This is a genomic window from Citrobacter sp. RHBSTW-00029 (assembly GCF_014104295.1).
Lineage (GTDB): Bacteria > Pseudomonadota > Gammaproteobacteria > Enterobacterales > Enterobacteriaceae > Citrobacter > Citrobacter youngae.
The window spans coordinates 3976594-3993376 of sequence record NZ_JABXRT010000001.1 but is presented as its reverse complement, the minus strand read 5'-3'; the positions used below and the strand labels follow the sequence as shown (position 1 = coordinate 3993376).

Genomic DNA, 16783 nt, shown 5'->3' with positions numbered 1-16783 from the left:
GAGGATTTTTATCCATCAACGCCTTGCAATTCAGGAGAGGTATGACGATGTCATTAGAAGTGTTTGAGAAACTGGAAGCAAAAGTACAGCAGGCGATTGATACCATCACGCTGTTGCAGATGGAAATCGAAGAGCTGAAAGAAAAGAACAACTCACTGTCGCAGGAAGTTCAGTCTGCACAGCAGCAGCGTGAAGAGCTGGAGCGTGAGAACAACAACCTGAAAGAACAGCAGAACGGCTGGCAGGATCGTCTGCATGCCCTTTTAGGTCGTATGGAAGAAGTCTAATTCTGATTTCTTTAAAAAGGCATCCATAATGGATGCCTTTTTACTATGTAGAGATTAGGATATCGTAACTTTTAAATTTCAAAGAATACGATATGACAAAAAGAAACGATATTATTGATAATTCGGATCGATTTATCACCAGTGATATTAAATATGGCCTTATCTATACAGAGAATCTAGGATGGATTGATTTAGGCCATGCTAATCCAGCAGGGGCGGAAAGATTATGGTTTGAAATGATAAGAGCTCGTGGTGGTGATAGCGAATTTTATGAAGTAAATTATCATCAAAGTATGTCCAAAAACATTCATGGCCTAAATATTAATACTGGTATATATCGTAGATTTATGGTGCGACGAGGATTACCGGAACGAACCTTACAAGGTATTGCTTTATCGATATTCTTAGGTACGTCACATCGCTTCGAATCCTTGCAGGATTTTTGGCCTTACGTATATTTAACGGATAGTGGCTATAGTGCTGAAGATTTGGTATCGAACTTATTTGGTTTTTACCAAGCTGTAAATTATGCAGATTACACCCCTCGTCTTCAGATCTGTTCGAAAGAAAAGGCTTATCGTATCTGGGACTTCTATGGCCCTGTTGGTAAGTTTAAAAACAAAAGCGTTATTCCTTTACTATTTCCTGACCCAATAGATAAGGATAAGAAACATGAACCCTACTCAGGGGAATTACCTTTATTTATGGATATAATAAAACCTGTTGCGAATCCAAATTATGTTCGGGAACTCCGCATATGAAGTTCAGGAAATCAGGTTTTATTATTGTATTTATGATTTTAATTTCGCTACTTTATTGCTGTTTCATGTTGAGCATCTTTACAGAAAAAATCTATACACAGCAGAATTTATTATTCTATCATCTGCTAACACCGAAACCTCTTAAACAGGTTCCAAGGGTATCCAGCGACTGGTTTTTTGTAAGCTATTCAGATGAAGGTAGCCATCTTCAACTCAGTGAAATAATTTTTACCGGAATACAAAAGAGTGACGTTCAGATAGCTGAGGATAAATTAAATGCTTATATCGAAACTTATCCTGCCAGTCGTGAGATGATGAGCGTCGTTGCCGAAGAAAAAAATGAAAAGTATGATATTAAAGTCATTCATTACGAATCAAATGAATGAAAAAAAGGCCATCAAATTTGCTGATGGCCTTTTTTACTTACTCGATATCGAGCGGGTCTTCGGAGAGGATTATCCCGGTGTTGTCGGCGTACAGGTGGTCGCCAGAGAAGAACGTTACGCCGCCAAAGTTGACGCGTACATCGCTTTCCCCGATACCTTCTCCTGAAGCACCGACCGGAATTGCGGCAATCGCCTGAATGCCGATATCCATTTCTCCCAGATCGTCTACCTGACGGACTGAGCCGTAGATAACCAGACCTTCCCATTCATTCTCTACTGCCAGCCGTGCCAGTTCGGCATCGACCAGCGCACGACGGACAGAACCGCCGCCATCGACCAGCAGAATGCGACCACGGCCATTTTGTTCGAGCAGATCGTACAGCAACCCGTTGTCCTCGAAACATTTTACCGTGATGATTTGTCCGCCAAACGACGACCGTCCTCCAAAGTTAGAGAACAGTGGTTCCACGACGTTGACATCTTCCTGATAGATGTCACAAAGCTCGGATGTATCGTATTTCATAGGCTCAACGTTCAGTTGCTGCGAGAATTTTTAGTATATCGCGCTATGTGTACTGTTGGCAAAATCATCAATTGTTAATTAGTGTCCAGATCAATAAATATTCGTATTTTTCATTTAAAAACAGTCAATTACTGATTTTTAAGACAACCGATAATGACCTATAATTACCCGTATTTCCCTCTGTAAAGTATCCCCGAGGTATCCCCGGAAGATTGCTGGAGCATAAAAGAAAGCCCTATGAGAACGATTAGATTCACCAAGCCGTGCTGATGGAACTCCCCGTTCGCCTTGAATATGCTGATAGTGTCGTTAATGGGTTGCGGCTGCGCGTTACGTCCAGTGGCAGCAAAAGTTTTTGTGTGTCCCGGATCCGCCCACAACCATTTTAAGTACAAAAATGCTTTGGAATGGAAATACACGGAGAACAACTAAAATCAGAAATAATGATTTAGGTCGCTGGCTCAAGGCCCTTGATACCGTAAGACAATGGGCTATAGCAGGCTATAAAACTGATGTGTTGATGGGGGGTGAAGCCCAACCGCACGGATATGTACGCTAAGAACGTAACCTTATGATTTTAAGTCTATAAAGTTTTGCATTATTGGTTTGATGACCAAGTACGCTCGTATTGCAGGCAGTCTGCTAAGTGGTCTTTATTTTCAGCAGATCTGCCTGCCAATTCGATTTACCTTTGCTGTTGGTTGTAACCAACCGGGCGGCTCCAGTCATCGTCGTATTTGATATTCCCTTCGATATAAAACCACTCAATGCCTGAGTAGGTGATAGCGATATTTTCCATCATGCCCGGAGTATGGGAACCCGGCATATAAGCATGAGCAGCATTGACGGACATGATTACGATGTTGTTAAGCGTAATTCGGTAAATCTCATATTCGATACCCGCCTCGTTGATGTCGTAATAGTGGATTACTGCCTTTTGCAGTCGCTTACTTTGGCAGACTGCAACCGCAAAATATGGTGAGGTCTTATCAATCTCTTTGTGCAGGGTAAAAGCGTTGTGTTCGCGCGACCCCATCAGCTTACCAGTGTTGCGGCATGTGTTTTGGTACACACCGTAACTGCTGTTCATGATTTCAACTGCACCCTCACGGCCCAGCGCCATGCAACTGCCTTTGATCAGTTGTCCATTTTCATCATAAATATACATATAAGCTGGTAATGACATTTATAGATCTCCTTATTTTGTGCTTAATATTTGCCCGTTTCTGTCGATGAAAAAGTTGTAACGGTAATTCTTTCCGTTCAATGTGTATGAAGCCGCATAGATATAGCCCGGCGTTATCGGTATTTTTAAGCACGTTTCAGGGTAGGAGAGAGCTACATGCGAATTTTCCGCCAATGTCTTGTATTCATTTCCCTGCTCAGAATAAACGCCGTATCGGCTCAGAACGTCCGATTTATTAACAGAGAAGCAAAGCGAATTATTTATAATAGGGAAACTACGCCATGGGGGAACGCTATCACCAGCGCCACACCCAGCCAGCGCAAAAAAGGCAGGAATGAGAAAGTAGCGTTTCAATGCGGGAACCTCCCTAACACTTTCTCATAGCGGGATATGAGGCTAAGGACAGGTTCAGATGGATCGTAATCCTTGAGGCGATACAAATCAGAGCGGTTGCCGAATCCATATGTTTTAAGCAGCCAATAATCAGTCACCATTGCAGCCTGCTGCTCTAAGCCGTAATCCAAGAGTATGGCCTTATCCAACGTGTAATAGTAATCAACTGCCCAAGAGAACAGGCCCCGCATCCTTACCATCATCCCGCGCTGATGCTGCCAGACGTGCATCATTTCATGTAAAAAAAGATGCTGCCCACCAACGCGATCGTTATTAACATGCGGCTGTGAAAAGTCAGGCTCATAAGTACCTTCCTGAAAGTACAATTCGCCGTTGGGCGTCATGGCGTAGTTGTTCTTTTGGAGGTTGAAAGGTAGATAGCTGCTGCGGTGGATCCAGACTTCGTTATAGCGGATGGTGAAAGCGTAGAGGGTACGGGCCAAGTTAATCTCACCAAGCGTTAACAGCCGTAACCCGCCCCGGTCTATATCGTTCATTTCCCTTATCATTGGAGGCATCATCCATTGGTAAAAATACCTTAATACGCCTTAAAGTAAATTTTTTCCTGTTAAAAAATGCGGGAAATATTCGAAATTGTCACAAACTGCGGCTACGCCGCTTCTACCGTTAAGCCCCTGGTTTAGGGAGCAACCGTACGAGTTCGTACGCTAAGAACGTAACCTTATGAATTTAAATCTACAACGTCGTGGCGTTGTCGGTCAGGTTTACGTTGATTTGATTAACGGGTTTATTAACACCATTAATGCCGGAAACCGCACGGATACTGGCATTAATGGAAAAAGTAAATAAAACCCTCATTTTCTTTACTCGCCCAATCTGCTTAAAAAATGTACTTAGCGTACGCTCTCGTACGGGTGGGCTTCAGACCCCGTGATCGGTTAAGTAAGCTGGGAAACGCTGGTTTTAGTACTTACAGGTCACGGTGTTTACCGTTCGTTGGTATCTCCGAGGTATCCCCGGAAAATATAAAAAACATGAAAAAACCTCGCGACCCTCTATTGTAAGGGCCGCGAGGCGTTATGCGATTCTAAAAATTGAAATTATTAATTGATATTTGTCAGTTAAAGAGACCACTGACTTAAGAAAATTCCAACAACAAACAGCAGGTTAGTCAACAGTGCCGCTTTTACGGTGCGTTCCAGCATTGGGCGCATTGCCGTCGGATCCATTTCACGCATCACGTAGCATGCCTGTTTAATCAGCAGTGGTGCGGCGAGGATAAAGAGCCATCCCCATAAACTTTGCAGCGAGAACAGGTTAAACAGCGCCAGGCAGACCAGCGTGCCCATCAGCAGACAGGCGTGGTAGCGGCGGGCATTGACGGCGCCTAAACGCACCACCAGCGTATTCTTGCCGTTCTCTCTGTCGCTGTTGATATCGCGCAGGTTGTTGACGTTGAGCACGGCAGTTGCCAGCAGGCCGCAGGCGGTTGCCGGCAGGATTAACGCCGGAATCAGCGTATGCGCCTGCAGGTACCAGCTCCCCATCACGCTCAGCCAGCCGAAGAACACCAGCACGGAAATATCACCGAGGCCGATGTAGCCGTAAGGGCGATTACCTACGGTGTAAGTGATCGCGGCGATAATCGACAGGCCGCCGAGAATCAGGAAGCCGACAAAATCCGCTAGTGTGTGACAGGCCACCGCCACCAGCGCCAGACCGGACAGGCAGATTAAGACCACGGTGACAATCAGCGCACGCTTCATCTCCTGCTGGGTAATAACGCCTTTTTGCATGCCACGCAGCGGTCCGATGCGGTCGGGCTTGTCGCTGCCTTTGACGGCATCGCCATAGTCGTTCGCGAGATTGGACAGGATTTGCAGCAGTCCTGCAGTAATCAATGCCAGCAGAGCGACCAGCGGATCAAAGAACCCTTGCCACCATGCTAATGCCGTACCGACGATGATCGCCGCGAAGGCGAGCGGTAAGGTCTTAGGTCGTAAACTTTCCAGCCAGGCTTGTGAGCGGCTAATTTGTTGTTGTTCAGTCATATTTAGCGCCAATAAAAATGGGGCTTTATCAGCCCCATCAACAGTGATGAAAATGCATTGAACGCGATTATAGGATAAAACGGCTCAGATCTTCATCTGCGACCAGCGCATCCAGATGTTTGCTCACATATTCGGCATCAATTGTGATGCTTTGACCGTTCAAATCGCTCGCATCATAGGAAATATCTTCCATCAGACGTTCAAGAACGGTATGCAGGCGACGCGCACCGATATTTTCGGTGGTTTCGTTAACCTGCCAGGCCGCTTCGGCAATGCGTTTAATACCCGATTCGGTGAAGTTGATGTCCACACCTTCAGTCGCCATCAGCGCTTTGTACTGGACGGTGATGGAGGCATTCGGTTCGGTAAGGATACGCTCAAAATCGCTGGTGGTCAGCGCCTGAAGTTCAACACGAATCGGCAGACGACCCTGCAGTTCCGGGATCAGGTCGGACGGTTTCGCCACCTGGAATGCGCCAGAGGCGATAAACAGGATGTGATCGGTTTTCACCATACCGTGTTTGGTAGAGACGGTGCAGCCTTCAACCAGCGGCAGCAGGTCGCGCTGTACGCCTTCACGGGAAACATCCGGACCGGAGGATTCGCCGCGCTTACAGATTTTGTCGATTTCGTCGATAAACACGATCCCGTGCTGTTCAACGGCGTCGATAGCTTCCTGTTTCAGCTCTTCCGGATTGACCAGTTTGGCCGCTTCTTCTTCAATCAGCAGCTTCATTGCGTCTTTGATTTTCAGCTTACGCGGTTTTTGCTTCTGACCGCCCAGGTTCTGGAACATGGACTGCAGCTGGCTGGTCATCTCTTCCATTCCCGGAGGCGCCATAATTTCAACGCCCATCGGTGCGGCCGCGAGATCGATTTCGATCTCTTTATCATCCAGCTGGCCTTCACGCAGTTTTTTACGGAACGCCTGACGCGCTGCAGAAGGTTCCTGCGGCTGCTCTGACTGTCCCCAGTTATTTTTAGCCGGTGGGATCAGCACGTCGAGAATGCGCTCTTCCGCCATTTCTTCTGCGCGGAAGCGGTTTTTCTCGATCGCCTGAACGCGAACCATTTTGATAGCAGCATCGGTCAGATCGCGGATGATAGAGTCAACTTCTTTACCTACATAGCCGACTTCGGTGAATTTCGTTGCTTCAACTTTGATGAACGGCGCGTTGGCCAGTTTTGCCAGGCGACGGGCGATTTCGGTTTTACCGACGCCGGTCGGGCCAATCATCAGAATGTTTTTCGGTGTGACTTCATGGCGCAGTTCTTCGTTGAGCTGCATGCGGCGCCAGCGGTTACGCAGGGCAATCGCCACGGAACGCTTAGCGTTATCCTGGCCGATGATGTGTTTGTTCAGTTCGCTGACAATTTCGCGTGGGGTCATTTCAGACATGGGGGATCCTTACGCTTTGGAGTTCAATTCTTCGATGGTATGGAAGTGGTTGGTATAAATGCAGATATCCCCTGCAATATCCAACGCTTTCTCAGCAATTTCGCGTGCGCCAAGCTCGGTGTTTTCCAGCAGAGCGCGTGCTGCAGCCTGGGCGTAGGGACCGCCGGAGCCGATGGCAATCAGATCGTTTTCTGGCTGAATGACGTCACCGTTACCGGTGATGATGAGCGATGCTGTTTCATCTGCAACGGCCAGCAACGCTTCGAGTTTGCGCAGCATACGGTCGGTACGCCAGTCTTTAGCCAGCTCAACGGCGGCCTTAACCAGGTGACCCTGGTGCATTTCCAGTTTGCGTTCAAACAGTTCAAACAGCGTGAATGCATCCGCAGTCCCGCCCGCAAAGCCCGCAATGACTTTGTCGTTGTACAGACGGCGGACTTTTTTCACGTTGCCTTTCATTACGGTGTTACCCAGTGTGGCCTGACCATCACCGGCGATTACCACATGGCCGTTACGGCGTACGCTTACTATTGTTGTCACGAGCAGACCCCTTGGTTACAAATGCAGAATACAGGCCCCGCACAGTTGTACGGGGCGTAATGCAAGTATAGATGGGGGAGATTTTGGGGGTTTCAACCCCCAGTGGCGAGTCGAATGCAGTTTGTGTGGCCGGCAACTTTCAGGCGGCTGATGGTATTGTCGGCATTTTCCTTGCCTTTCACCGGGCCAATCACCACGCGATTCCAGCCGTTGTTGGTGGTAATGCGGGAGTTGAAGCCTTCAAAAGCCAGCTGCGCCCGCACGGTTTCTGCTTGCTCTGCGCCTTTAAATGACCCGCACTGCACCATCCAGCGGCGTTCGTCTTTTTTCTCCGCCGTCTGTTTTGGCGGCTGCGTTTCATTCGTTATTGGCGCGGCCGGCTGCGTTTTCGGCTGCGCGGCGGTGGTGTGCGCAGGCGTCTGCAACAGATCCTGATACGGCTGCTGGGCCACTGGTTTTGGCTGCGCTTTCGGCTGTTGTACCGGTGCGGCTTGTGCCGTACGCGTTTGTGGCTGCTGGTAAGGCTGTTCCGTCGCCCGTGGGCGCGGCTGCTGAGCCTGCTGCTGCGTGTTGGCCCATTGCTGTTGCTGCACCTGGCGTTGGCGCTGCAGCGTTTGCTGGCGCTGTTCAGGCGTTTGTTCGTTCCACGGTACTTCGTTGAGCTGTGTCGGCTGTTGACGCATATCAGCCTGCATTTGCGCCAGCAACTGGCGCTGCTCATTGGTCAACTGATCGGCGTTAAGCACTTCGCCACCCGCAGAGGGTTCGGTAGGTGCACGCACGCCAGGCTGACGGCTTTCCAGCTCTTTGATATAGCGCCAGCGTTCTTCCGGTTTAGGCGGGATGCCATTACCGGTGACTTTCTGGCTTTGCAGCGTCTCGGACTCTTCTTTCTTGTGATGCGTAATGAAGTACAGACCACCGATAAAGGTCACGAGTACGGCTGCAGCAATAGCGACCATCGCGGGGGATACCGCTGGCGTACTGCGTTGCTTTTTCCGTGATGTGCTCTTTTTGCGCCGCGAAGGTGCCGGTTGGCCGCGACGTACATAATCTCGTTGTGCCACTATCGTTTCGCTGTATTTATTCGTTCGTCAGCCCGCCATGTTACTTAAGCGACGGGCCTTTGACCAGACAGGGGAGTCCGAAAGCACTTTACTTTACGTCAGTGCCCGGGTAGTACCCCGAATAATTAGCTCGCAGTCCAGTAAACGTGAGCCACTGCTGACGCTCTGCCCTTGTAATTGATCGAGCAGTAACAGCATAGCTTCACGTCCGATATCGAAACGCGGTTGTGCGACGGTTGTCAGGGGTGGATCACAAAATTCCGTCAGTGAAATATTATCGAAGCCAATGATAGATAAATCATCCGGTACTTTTAAGCCCTGACGTTTGGCGTAAGAGAGTGCGCCAAGCGCCATCACATCGCTGTGACAAAAGACCGCGGTCGGAGGTTGCGGTAGCTCAAGCAGCTGTTTTAACGCGTTGGCGCCCGCTTCATAGGTGAAATCACCGCGCGCGATGAAGTGTGGATCGACGGTAATTCCACTGCGGCGTAGTGCCTGAACATAGCCTTGCAGGCGGTAGTGGCACAGCGGCATATCCTCTGGCCCGGCAATACAACCAATGCGCTTATGCCCCAGTTCCAGCAGATAATTCATCGCGTTAAAGGCGGCAGTGAGGTTATCAATGTGCACGGTGGGCAGTTCCAGCTCTGGCGCGAACTCGTTGGACATGACCATCGGCGGCAAGTTGCGTTGCTCTTCCACGCTGGCATCAAACGGCAGGCGCGAGCTGAGCAGCACCATGCCATCGATCTGCTTGGTGATTATGAGATTGAGGAAGGTCTTTTCCTGCTGGTTCTGGTGCGCGCAATCGCCGATCAGCACCAGATATCCCTGTTCTGCGGCGGTCACTTCTATGCCGCGAATCACTTCGCTAAAAAAGGGATCGCAGATATCCGGCACAATCACCAGAATGGTACGTGACTCATTACGCTTAACATTGCGTCCCATTGATTGGGGTAAATATCCCACTTCCAGTGCGGCCTGCTCAACCTTGTTACGGGTTGACTGTGAGACTTTGTCCGGGTTCATTAATGCGCGGGATACGGTTGCCGTTGAGACTTTCGCCTTCAGAGCAACATCTTTCATCGTAGCGGCGGCAACCTGCTTATTCGGTTTCACTCTTTCTCCTCGCCAGAGGGCTGCTGGCACAGACTCGTCCCTGGGTAACCTTCATCTGAAACATTTTTATCAGATAGTTAATGGAAGCGGTTACAGAATTTTCATAAAAAGTGTGATGGATGTTTAATTTTACGATCCGCCTCGCATCATGAGGCATTATCCCTCGATGGGATCGACATCCAGCACCCATTTAACCTTACGTGCATCGGGTAACGTATTGATCAGCGCCAGCGTGCCGCTGATGATATGTTGCAGGCGAATTCTCGACGGGTGCTGCAACAAAATTTGCCAGCGATAGCGACCACCGCGTTTGGGCGCCAGGGCGGGAACCGGGCCGAGCACCCACAGCTTGTCATCAGACAGCGGACTGGCCTGAATCAGATTTCGTAACTGCTGTAAGAACATTGGCGCATGCTGGTTATTATGATCTTCTGCCCGCACGATCACATGGCTGGTCCACGGTGGAAGCTGGAGCGTTTGTCGCTCGGCCAGCGCCTGTTCGGCAAACGCGTCGTAACCTTTATACAGCAAGGTTTGTAGCAACGGATGTTCAGGATGGTGCGTTTGCAGCACTACTTCGCCTTGTTTCCCGGCGCGCCCAGCTCGTCCGGAAACCTGGGTATAAAGTTGGGCGAAACGTTCAGCCGAACGGAAATCGGCAGAGAATAGCGCCCCGTCAACATCCAGCAGTGCAACCAGCGTGACATCCGGAAAGTGGTGGCCTTTGGCCAGCATTTGTGTGCCGATCAGGATTCGCGCGCCGCCGCGATGCACTTCCGCCAGATGCTGCTCCAGCGAGCCTTTACGGCTGGTTGTGTCGCGATCGATGCGTGAAATCGGCACACCGGGGAAAAACGGTGCCAGAGCCTGCTCAAGTTGTTCGGTGCCGAGTCCAACCGGAACCATATGCGTCGAGCCGCAGGAAGGACACTGACGCGGTATTGGGCGCTGGCTGTCGCAGTGGTGGCAGCGTAAATGGTGCTGTGCCTGATGCAGGGTATAGTAGTGATCGCAGCGCGGACATTCGGCAATCCAGCCGCAGTCGTGGCACAGCAGCGCAGGCGCAAAACCCCGGCGGTTCAAAAACAGAATTACCTGGTTATCTGCTTGCAGATGCTGACGCATACGGGCGATAAGCGCAGGGGCGAGCCCGGCCTGTACCTGCTGACCTTTCAGATCCAGCACGTGCTGAGTGGCTGGGCGTGCATTCCCGGCGCGGCGCGTCAGGCGCAGCATGCGGTATTTTTTCTGCCGCACGTTGCACAGCGTTTCCAGCGCCGGGGTGGCTGAGCCGAGAATAATCGGGATCTGCTCGCTGTGGGCGCGATAAACCGCGAGGTCGCGCGCATGATAGCGCCAGCCTTCCTGCTGTTTATAAGAGCTGTCGTGCTCTTCGTCGATGACAATCACGCCCAGATTTTTAAACGGCGTAAACAGTGACGAGCGCGTGCCGATAACAATCGCCGCTTCGCCATTTTTCGCCTTCAGCCATGCCGAAAGACGTTCACTGTCATTTAAACCCGAGTGCAGGACTTCGACCGGCGCATTGAAGCGTTCGCGAAAACGGGCAATAGTTTGCGGCGTCAAACCAATCTCCGGCACCATCACCAACGCCTGCTTGCCCTGGGCAAGGACATTTTCCAGTACGCTTAGATAGACCTCTGTTTTGCCCGACCCCGTCACGCCCGCTAATAGCCAGGCGCTAAAGCTGTCCGACGCGCTATGAATCGCGCCAACAGCGGTGGCTTGCTCGGTATTCAGCCGCAGACGCTCACCGGAAACGGCGTAGTGCGTACGCCAGTCGCTAAAGCCTGGCGTTTCACTCGCCAGGGAGCACAGACCTTTTTTCCGCAGTGCCTGTAATGCGGCGTCATTAAATTCCAGTTCAGCGACCTGGTCGCGCCATATTTTTCCCTGGCGTAGCGCAGCCAGCGCCTGCTGCTGTTTGGGAGAGCGCTTCAGGCTGTTCAGATCAATAACCTGGCCTTCTTCAGTGGCAAACCAGTACCACATGGGCGCGTTAGTCGCCGGACGTCCCTGGCGCAGTAAAATTGGCAGAGCGTGAAACAGTACGTCACCGATAGGATGATGATAATAATCCGCCGCCCACAACAGCAGACGCCAGACAGAGGTCGAGTAGACCGGTTCGCTGTCCAGCACTTCGAGAACGGCTTTCAATTCGCTCCGCGGTAGTTCACTGTGCTCGCTGACGGAAAGGACGATACCCACGCGCTCTTGCTGCTTGCCAAAAGGCACGCGTACACGACACCCGGCTTTGGCGCTCATGCCTTCCGGCAGGAGGTAGTCAAAAGTACGAGGTAGCGGAACGGGTAAGGCAACGTGCGCAACGGGCATTGAATCATCCTGACTTGAAATCTGGCGGGTTAGTATACACATTAGTGGAGGGTAGAATGCGGATCAGTTTGCATGAGCAGGTTAATTTCTGTATGATTCGCCGCCTTTGATACAAATTTGTATCACTGACCTATACTATTAACATCGCGTGGTGTCTGGCGTTAGGGCTGGAAGAGCGACGCGGCCTTAAACCGAGGTTTTCCCATGAAAAAAGATATTCACCCGAAATACGAAGAAATTACTGCAAACTGCTCTTGCGGTAACGTCATTAAAATCCGCTCTACTGTCGGTCACGATCTGAACCTCGACGTGTGCAGCAAGTGCCACCCGTTCTATACTGGCAAGCAGCGTGATGTTGCTACCGGTGGCCGTGTTGATCGCTTCAACAAGCGTTTCAGCATCCCGGGCAGCAAATAAGTTCCTGCTGTCAGAAAAAAGCGCCTTATGGCGCTTTTTTTGTATCTGTACTTGATAATAAAACTTACATTGATGTATTGAATGATGTTTCACTTTTAATAAATGAAACAGTGTTTTTATTTTTTAAGATAAAATATTCGCACTAGTGATCTTCGTCATTTTTATCTTCTGTTCTTTGCCACTCATGCCAATTCCTGGCAAAATCTCAAAGGTTTATCCCCTCTTTCTAAAATACACTTTCGCGGAAATATAAAATTATTCTTACGACTCTATTGCTTTCCTGTTTATAGCCCGGAATGTGATGGTGAATTTTCTTTATTTAGTGTGAAAAGGGATTGTCATGAAATTTAAATCTACCTTGTTACTTATTCCATTATTATCTGCGGCCGCGCAGGCGGGTTATGTTGATTACCGCCATGAATATTATGATGACGGGCGAAATTACGATCGTGTTTATATGTCTCATCGTTTTGCTACAGGTTTTGGTGTAGCGGTAGAGGCCATTTCACGTTCTGAAGATACGCAATCGAACGATGCGTGGAATAATATGGAAAGTAACGGTAACGAGTATACGGCAAGTTACCAGTTTACCTGGCGGGATCTCATCTGGCAGCCAGGTATTGCGATCGAAACGGGCGATAACATCAAGATTTATAAACCTTATATCCGCGTGCAGTACAACATCAACGACAGCTGGTGGACCGCGTTCCGCTATCGTCAGGAGTACATGCGCAGAAACACTGACGGCAAAGATGACCGCATGGTCTATCGTCCGGAAGCCTGGCTTGGTTATAACGTCAATAACTGGATGTTTGAGCTAAACGGCATTTATAAAATTGCCGATAGCGAAGATTTATATAACAACCGGAAAGATGATTATGAATATAACTTCCGTGTCGCTTATAAAATAGATTCCTGGGTTCCATTTATTGAAATTGGTAATGTTTCTTCGGGTTATGACACCACCACGACTGACGATCGCCAGACCCGCTATCGTGTCGGCCTCGGTTATAACTTCTGATTGTTAATACTCTGCGTATTGGTTTATTACGTTGAACACCAGGATATACGCATAGTTTGCGTGAATAATATGTCTAAGGAGTTGACATCATGTCTAATGATGGAACAGTGAGTGGAAGCAATCAAGATATTGTCGTCAGACCTTTCGGATTCAGGGATAAAATTGGTTATTTGTGTGGTGACCTGGGAACCTGTTTTATTCTTGGGTTAGTAAATAGTTTTTTAATGATTTATTACACTAACGTCCTCGGCATTTCAGGAGTTATTGTCGGCTCGCTCTATTTTGTGACTAAGCTCTTTGATGCGTTTGTCGATGTTGGTGTAGGGCGCTTATGCGATACCTCTAAATTGACGGTACATGGACGATTTAATCCGTGGGTGCGCCGTATGAAGTACCCGTTCTGCATCATTGCGGTGGTCCTGTTCCTGCCGTTTGTGAATGATTTTTCTTATACGGCGAAAATTATCTATATCTGCTGTTCCTATTTTGTTTACGGTTCACTGTTATCGACAGTCAGCATTCCATATGGCGCCATGTCTGCGGCGATTAGCTCGAACCCGGAAGATCGGGTGTCACTGTCAACCTGGCGCAGCGTGGGTTCGGCCATCGGCGGTGGAGCAACCGGCTTTTTTATCCCGATTCTGATGTACACCACCCTGGTGGACGGAAGTCAGGTGATTTCCGGGCAACATTTTTTCTGGATTGCTATTGGTTGTGCCGTACTGGGCTTTATCTTTTTAACGTTGACCTGTCAGTTAACAACAGAACGTGTGCGCGTGGAGCGAAAAGAGAGTATGCCCGTATCGGTGCTGCTGAAGGGATTGTTACGCAATAAAGCACTGATCGTTTTAGTTGTGGTGGATCTGCTGATTGTGATTAACCAGGGGTTGTCAGGTACCAACATGACTTACCTGTTTAATGACTACTTCCACAACAAAGAGGCCATGTCCGTGGCGTTGCTATTTACCTTCGGCTCTCTGGTTTTGCTGGCACCCTCGGCGTCCTGGCTGACGAAGCGGTTTGGCAAAAAAGAGGCCAGCGTCGGCGCATTGCTCTTTGCGGTGGCGATGTATCTGATTATGTACTTCATCCATATTACGGACGCGAAAGTCTATTTGGTTTTCCTGTTCCTGGCGACGTTGGGGGCCGGACTATTCAACCTGATGATTTGGGCGTTTATGACCGATGTTTGTGATTATCATCAGTATGTCACCGGCGATCGTGAGGATGGTACGGTTTACGGTGTGAACTTCTTTGCTCGCAAGGTGGGTCAGGCGTGTGCAGGGGCGATTGGTGGCTTTATGCTGGCCATCATTGGTTATCAATCTTCGTCAACGGGCGGTGCAGTGCAAACCAGCATTGTGCAGGAAAATATTTATACGATGGCAAATCTCTTGCCGGCTTTGTGCCTGTTTTTGGCGGCGGTTATTCTGATTTATTGCTATCCATTGAACCGCAGAGAAACGCTCAAAATGGAAGAAACATTGAATAAAATCAATGGTATTAGAAAATAACGTTGTGAGAAACGGCGGGGTTATCCCGCCTTTTCTCTTTTTTTCTAACCGTCAGCTGATCAGTACTCCCACGTCTCCGGGTCGATCCCCAGTTCACGCATGATGATCTTCGCCTCTTCCGGGATCTCATCACTGCGTTCTTTGCGCAGATCCTCGTCGTTTGGCAACGGTTGTCCGGTAAAGGCGTGCAGAAACGCTTCACACAGCAGTTCGCTGTTGGTGGCGTGGCGCAGGTTATTGACCTGACGACGCGTGCGTTCATCGGTAAGGATTTTTAACACCTTCAGAGGAATGGAAACCGTAATTTTTTTGACTTGCTCACTCTTCTTACCGTGCTCAGCGTATGGGCTGATATATTCGCCGCTCCATTCAGCCATGAGATACCTAATCCTCTTTGTCATTAATATTGAGGCCAGAACCTGAGCCCGGACCATAATTGCGCGTAGTTTATCGTAGTGGCGCGGCCCTGACACGAAGTTAGCCGACGCAAATGTACGCTAATGCATATAATTTTAACGGCTATTTCCTGTTTGCTCAATCTATACGCAAAGAAGTTTAGATGTCCAGATGTATTGACGGCTATTGTAACAATGATTACTCTGGTGTCTGACTTTTCACCGACTCAGCCAGGATCTCCTCAATATGACGCGTAAACAGGCCACCATTGCAGTGCGTAGCGGATTAAATGACGACGAGCAGTACGGTTGCGTTGTCCCGCCGATTCACCTCTCCAGTACCTATAATTTCACCGGTTTTAATGAGCCTCGTGCTCATGACTATTCACGCCGTGGTAACCCGACGCGTGATGTGGTTCAGCGTGCGCTGGCGGAGTTGGAGGGGGGCGCTGGTGCAGTGCTGACCAATACCGGCATGTCGGCGATTCATCTGGTCACCACGGTGTTTCTGAAGCCTGGCGATCTGCTGGTCGCACCGCACGACTGCTATGGTGGTAGCTACCGCCTGTTTGACAGTCTGGCAAAACGTGGCTGTTATCGTGTGCTGTTTGTCGATCAGGGTGATGATCAGGCGCTGAAAGCGGCGCTGGCAGAAAAACCGAAGCTGGTGCTGGTCGAAAGTCCAAGCAACCCGCTGCTGCGCGTGGTAGATATTGCAAAAATCTGCCAACTGGCACGTGAGGCTGGTGCGGTGAGCGTTGTCGACAACACTTTTTTAAGTCCTGCACTGCAAAATCCACTGGCATTGGGCGCCGATCTGGTGTTGCATTCATGCACGAAATATTTAAACGGTCACTCAGACGTGGTGGCTGGTGTTGTTATAGCCAAAGATCCGGAAACGGTCACTGAACTGGCATGGTGGGCGAATAATATTGGCGTGACCGGCGGCGCATTTGATAGTTATCTGCTGTTGCGCGGCCTGCGTACTCTGTCACCGCGTATGGAAGTGGCACAACGTAATGCTCAGGCTATTGTGGACTACCTGCAAACCCAGCCGCTGGTGAAGAAACTGTATCATCCGTCACTGCCGGATAATCAGGGGCATGAGATTGCCGCGCGTCAGCAAAAAGGGTTTGGCGCGATGTTGAGTTTTGAACTGGATGGCGACGAGCAAACATTGCGTCGCTTCCTGAGCGGGTTGTCATTGTTTACGCTGGCGGAATCATTAGGGGGCGTTGAAAGTCTGATCTCCCACGCCGCGACCATGACACATGCGGGTATGGCGCCAGAAGCGCGTGCTGCTGCCGGAATTTCAGAAACGTTGTTGCGTATCTCCACCGGTATTGAAGATGGCGAAGATTTAATTGCCGACCTGGAAAATGGCTTCCGGGCTGCAAACAAGGGGTAA

General features: G+C 49.6%; 19 protein-coding genes. 8 read left to right on the top strand and 11 right to left on the bottom strand.

Translation table 11 applies throughout. The features are described from left to right. The first annotated feature begins 41 nt into the window (after positions 1 to 41). The 3 genes from zapB (at position 42) to HV041_RS19300 (ending at position 1434) form a co-directional block, all read left to right on the top strand. On the top strand, positions 42 to 287 hold the full coding sequence (gene zapB / locus HV041_RS19310) for a septal ring assembly protein ZapB (RefSeq protein WP_019077914.1): 246 nt from the start codon (positions 42 to 44) through the stop codon (positions 285 to 287). A gap of 92 nt (positions 288 to 379) precedes the next feature. Then, positions 380 to 1048 (top strand): hypothetical protein, encoded by a 669-nt coding sequence (locus tag HV041_RS19305; RefSeq protein WP_121585285.1) that lies wholly within the window; start codon positions 380 to 382, stop codon positions 1046 to 1048. Next, entirely contained in the window at positions 1045 to 1434 is a 390-nt protein-coding gene (locus HV041_RS19300; RefSeq protein WP_048213996.1) for a hypothetical protein, read from the top strand. The genes HV041_RS19305 and HV041_RS19300 overlap by 4 nt, the downstream gene beginning before the upstream one ends. Positions 1435 to 1471: 37 nt before the next feature. Here the strand turns inward: HV041_RS19300 and rraA are convergent, their stop codons facing one another. The 4 genes from rraA to HV041_RS19285 form a co-directional block, all read right to left on the bottom strand. Next, on the bottom strand, positions 1472 to 1957 hold the full coding sequence (gene rraA / locus HV041_RS19295) for a ribonuclease E activity regulator RraA (protein ID WP_121585286.1): 486 nt from the start codon (positions 1955 to 1957) through the stop codon (positions 1472 to 1474). A gap of 685 nt (positions 1958 to 2642) precedes the next feature. Beyond that, a complete protein-coding gene (gene tssD, locus HV041_RS19290; protein ID WP_121585287.1) occupies positions 2643 to 3143 on the bottom strand; it encodes a type VI secretion system tube protein TssD in 501 nt (166 codons plus the stop codon). A 12-nt stretch (positions 3144 to 3155) separates the two neighbouring features. After that, positions 3156 to 3497: a putative T6SS immunity periplasmic lipoprotein gene (locus HV041_RS25225; RefSeq protein ID WP_180963306.1), complete on the bottom strand. Its 342-nt coding sequence runs from the start codon at positions 3495 to 3497 to the stop codon at positions 3156 to 3158. Next, positions 3494 to 4045 carry a hypothetical protein gene (locus HV041_RS19285; protein WP_048213994.1) on the bottom strand — a complete coding sequence of 184 codons (552 nt, stop codon included), beginning with the start codon at positions 4043 to 4045 and terminating at the stop codon, positions 3494 to 3496. The genes HV041_RS25225 and HV041_RS19285 overlap by 4 nt, the downstream gene beginning before the upstream one ends. Before the next feature lie 175 nt (positions 4046 to 4220). Between HV041_RS19285 and HV041_RS25195 the strand changes: the two genes are divergently transcribed. Continuing rightward, on the top strand, positions 4221 to 4346 hold the full coding sequence (locus HV041_RS25195) for a hypothetical protein (RefSeq protein WP_255562811.1): 126 nt from the start codon (positions 4221 to 4223) through the stop codon (positions 4344 to 4346). A gap of 272 nt (positions 4347 to 4618) precedes the next feature. Here the strand turns inward: HV041_RS25195 and menA are convergent, their stop codons facing one another. The 6 genes from menA to priA all read right to left on the bottom strand — a co-directional run bounded on the left by menA (position 4619) and on the right by priA (position 12028). Further along, the gene (gene menA, locus HV041_RS19280; RefSeq protein ID WP_121585288.1) at positions 4619 to 5548 is read right to left on the bottom strand and encodes a 1,4-dihydroxy-2-naphthoate polyprenyltransferase; all 930 of its coding nucleotides are present in this window, start codon (positions 5546 to 5548) and stop codon (positions 4619 to 4621) included. A 67-nt stretch (positions 5549 to 5615) separates the two neighbouring features. Further along, complete coding sequence (gene hslU, locus HV041_RS19275) at positions 5616 to 6947, bottom strand: HslU--HslV peptidase ATPase subunit (RefSeq protein WP_003028803.1); 1332 nt, start codon at positions 6945 to 6947, stop codon at positions 5616 to 5618. 9 nt (positions 6948 to 6956) lie between these two features. Beyond that, complete coding sequence (gene hslV, locus HV041_RS19270) at positions 6957 to 7487, bottom strand: ATP-dependent protease subunit HslV (protein WP_003028805.1); 531 nt, start codon at positions 7485 to 7487, stop codon at positions 6957 to 6959. Between the two features lie 92 nt (positions 7488 to 7579). Continuing rightward, entirely contained in the window at positions 7580 to 8554 is a 975-nt protein-coding gene (gene ftsN, locus HV041_RS19265; protein ID WP_075551463.1) for a cell division protein FtsN, read from the bottom strand. Between the two features lie 93 nt (positions 8555 to 8647). Continuing rightward, positions 8648 to 9673 carry a DNA-binding transcriptional regulator CytR gene (gene cytR / locus HV041_RS19260; protein ID WP_003825179.1) on the bottom strand — a complete coding sequence of 342 codons (1026 nt, stop codon included), beginning with the start codon at positions 9671 to 9673 and terminating at the stop codon, positions 8648 to 8650. A 156-nt stretch (positions 9674 to 9829) separates the two neighbouring features. Further along, positions 9830 to 12028 carry a primosomal protein N' gene (gene priA / locus HV041_RS19255; protein WP_121585289.1) on the bottom strand — a complete coding sequence of 733 codons (2199 nt, stop codon included), beginning with the start codon at positions 12026 to 12028 and terminating at the stop codon, positions 9830 to 9832. A gap of 204 nt (positions 12029 to 12232) precedes the next feature. Here priA and rpmE point away from each other — a divergent pair, with 204 nt between their 5' ends. The 3 genes from rpmE to HV041_RS19240 all read left to right on the top strand — a co-directional run bounded on the left by rpmE (position 12233) and on the right by HV041_RS19240 (position 14980). After that, a complete protein-coding gene (gene rpmE / locus HV041_RS19250) occupies positions 12233 to 12445 on the top strand; it encodes a 50S ribosomal protein L31 (RefSeq protein WP_003028810.1) in 213 nt (70 codons plus the stop codon). Between the two features lie 340 nt (positions 12446 to 12785). After that, positions 12786 to 13466 (top strand): oligogalacturonate-specific porin KdgM family protein, encoded by a 681-nt coding sequence (locus HV041_RS19245; protein WP_121585290.1) that lies wholly within the window; start codon positions 12786 to 12788, stop codon positions 13464 to 13466. Positions 13467 to 13555: 89 nt separating this feature from the next. Next, a complete protein-coding gene (locus tag HV041_RS19240) occupies positions 13556 to 14980 on the top strand; it encodes an MFS transporter (protein ID WP_048213989.1) in 1425 nt (474 codons plus the stop codon). A 59-nt stretch (positions 14981 to 15039) separates the two neighbouring features. Here HV041_RS19240 and metJ read toward each other — a convergent pair whose 3' ends face one another. Further along, positions 15040 to 15357: a met regulon transcriptional regulator MetJ gene (gene metJ, locus HV041_RS19235; protein WP_048213988.1), complete on the bottom strand. Its 318-nt coding sequence runs from the start codon at positions 15355 to 15357 to the stop codon at positions 15040 to 15042. A gap of 265 nt (positions 15358 to 15622) precedes the next feature. Here metJ and metB point away from each other — a divergent pair, with 265 nt between their 5' ends. Further along, the gene (metB, locus tag HV041_RS19230; protein ID WP_005121701.1) at positions 15623 to 16783 is read left to right on the top strand and encodes a cystathionine gamma-synthase; all 1161 of its coding nucleotides are present in this window, start codon (positions 15623 to 15625) and stop codon (positions 16781 to 16783) included.

Excerpts from the sequence above, each read along its gene's own strand:
- zapB (WP_019077914.1), top strand. The coding sequence starts at position 42 with ATGACGATGTCATTAGAAGTGTTTGAGAAACTGGAAGCAAAAGTACAG.
- HV041_RS19305 (WP_121585285.1), top strand. The coding sequence starts at position 380 with ATGACAAAAAGAAACGATATTATTGATAATTCGGATCGATTTATCACC.
- HV041_RS19300 (WP_048213996.1), top strand. The coding sequence starts at position 1,045 with ATGAAGTTCAGGAAATCAGGTTTTATTATTGTATTTATGATTTTAATT.
- rraA (WP_121585286.1), bottom strand. The coding sequence starts at position 1,957 with ATGAAATACGATACATCCGAGCTTTGTGACATCTATCAGGAAGATGTC.
- tssD (WP_121585287.1), bottom strand. The coding sequence starts at position 3,143 with ATGTCATTACCAGCTTATATGTATATTTATGATGAAAATGGACAACTG.
- HV041_RS19285 (WP_048213994.1), bottom strand. The coding sequence starts at position 4,045 with ATGATAAGGGAAATGAACGATATAGACCGGGGCGGGTTACGGCTGTTA.
- HV041_RS25195 (WP_255562811.1), top strand. The coding sequence starts at position 4,221 with ATGAATTTAAATCTACAACGTCGTGGCGTTGTCGGTCAGGTTTACGTT.
- menA (WP_121585288.1), bottom strand. The coding sequence starts at position 5,548 with ATGACTGAACAACAACAAATTAGCCGCTCACAAGCCTGGCTGGAAAGT.
- hslU (WP_003028803.1), bottom strand. The coding sequence starts at position 6,947 with ATGTCTGAAATGACCCCACGCGAAATTGTCAGCGAACTGAACAAACAC.
- priA (WP_121585289.1), bottom strand. The coding sequence starts at position 12,028 with ATGCCCGTTGCGCACGTTGCCTTACCCGTTCCGCTACCTCGTACTTTT.
- rpmE (WP_003028810.1), top strand. The coding sequence starts at position 12,233 with ATGAAAAAAGATATTCACCCGAAATACGAAGAAATTACTGCAAACTGC.
- HV041_RS19245 (WP_121585290.1), top strand. The coding sequence starts at position 12,786 with ATGAAATTTAAATCTACCTTGTTACTTATTCCATTATTATCTGCGGCC.
- HV041_RS19240 (WP_048213989.1), top strand. The coding sequence starts at position 13,556 with ATGTCTAATGATGGAACAGTGAGTGGAAGCAATCAAGATATTGTCGTC.
- metJ (WP_048213988.1), bottom strand. The coding sequence starts at position 15,357 with ATGGCTGAATGGAGCGGCGAATATATCAGCCCATACGCTGAGCACGGT.
- metB (WP_005121701.1), top strand. The coding sequence starts at position 15,623 with ATGACGCGTAAACAGGCCACCATTGCAGTGCGTAGCGGATTAAATGAC.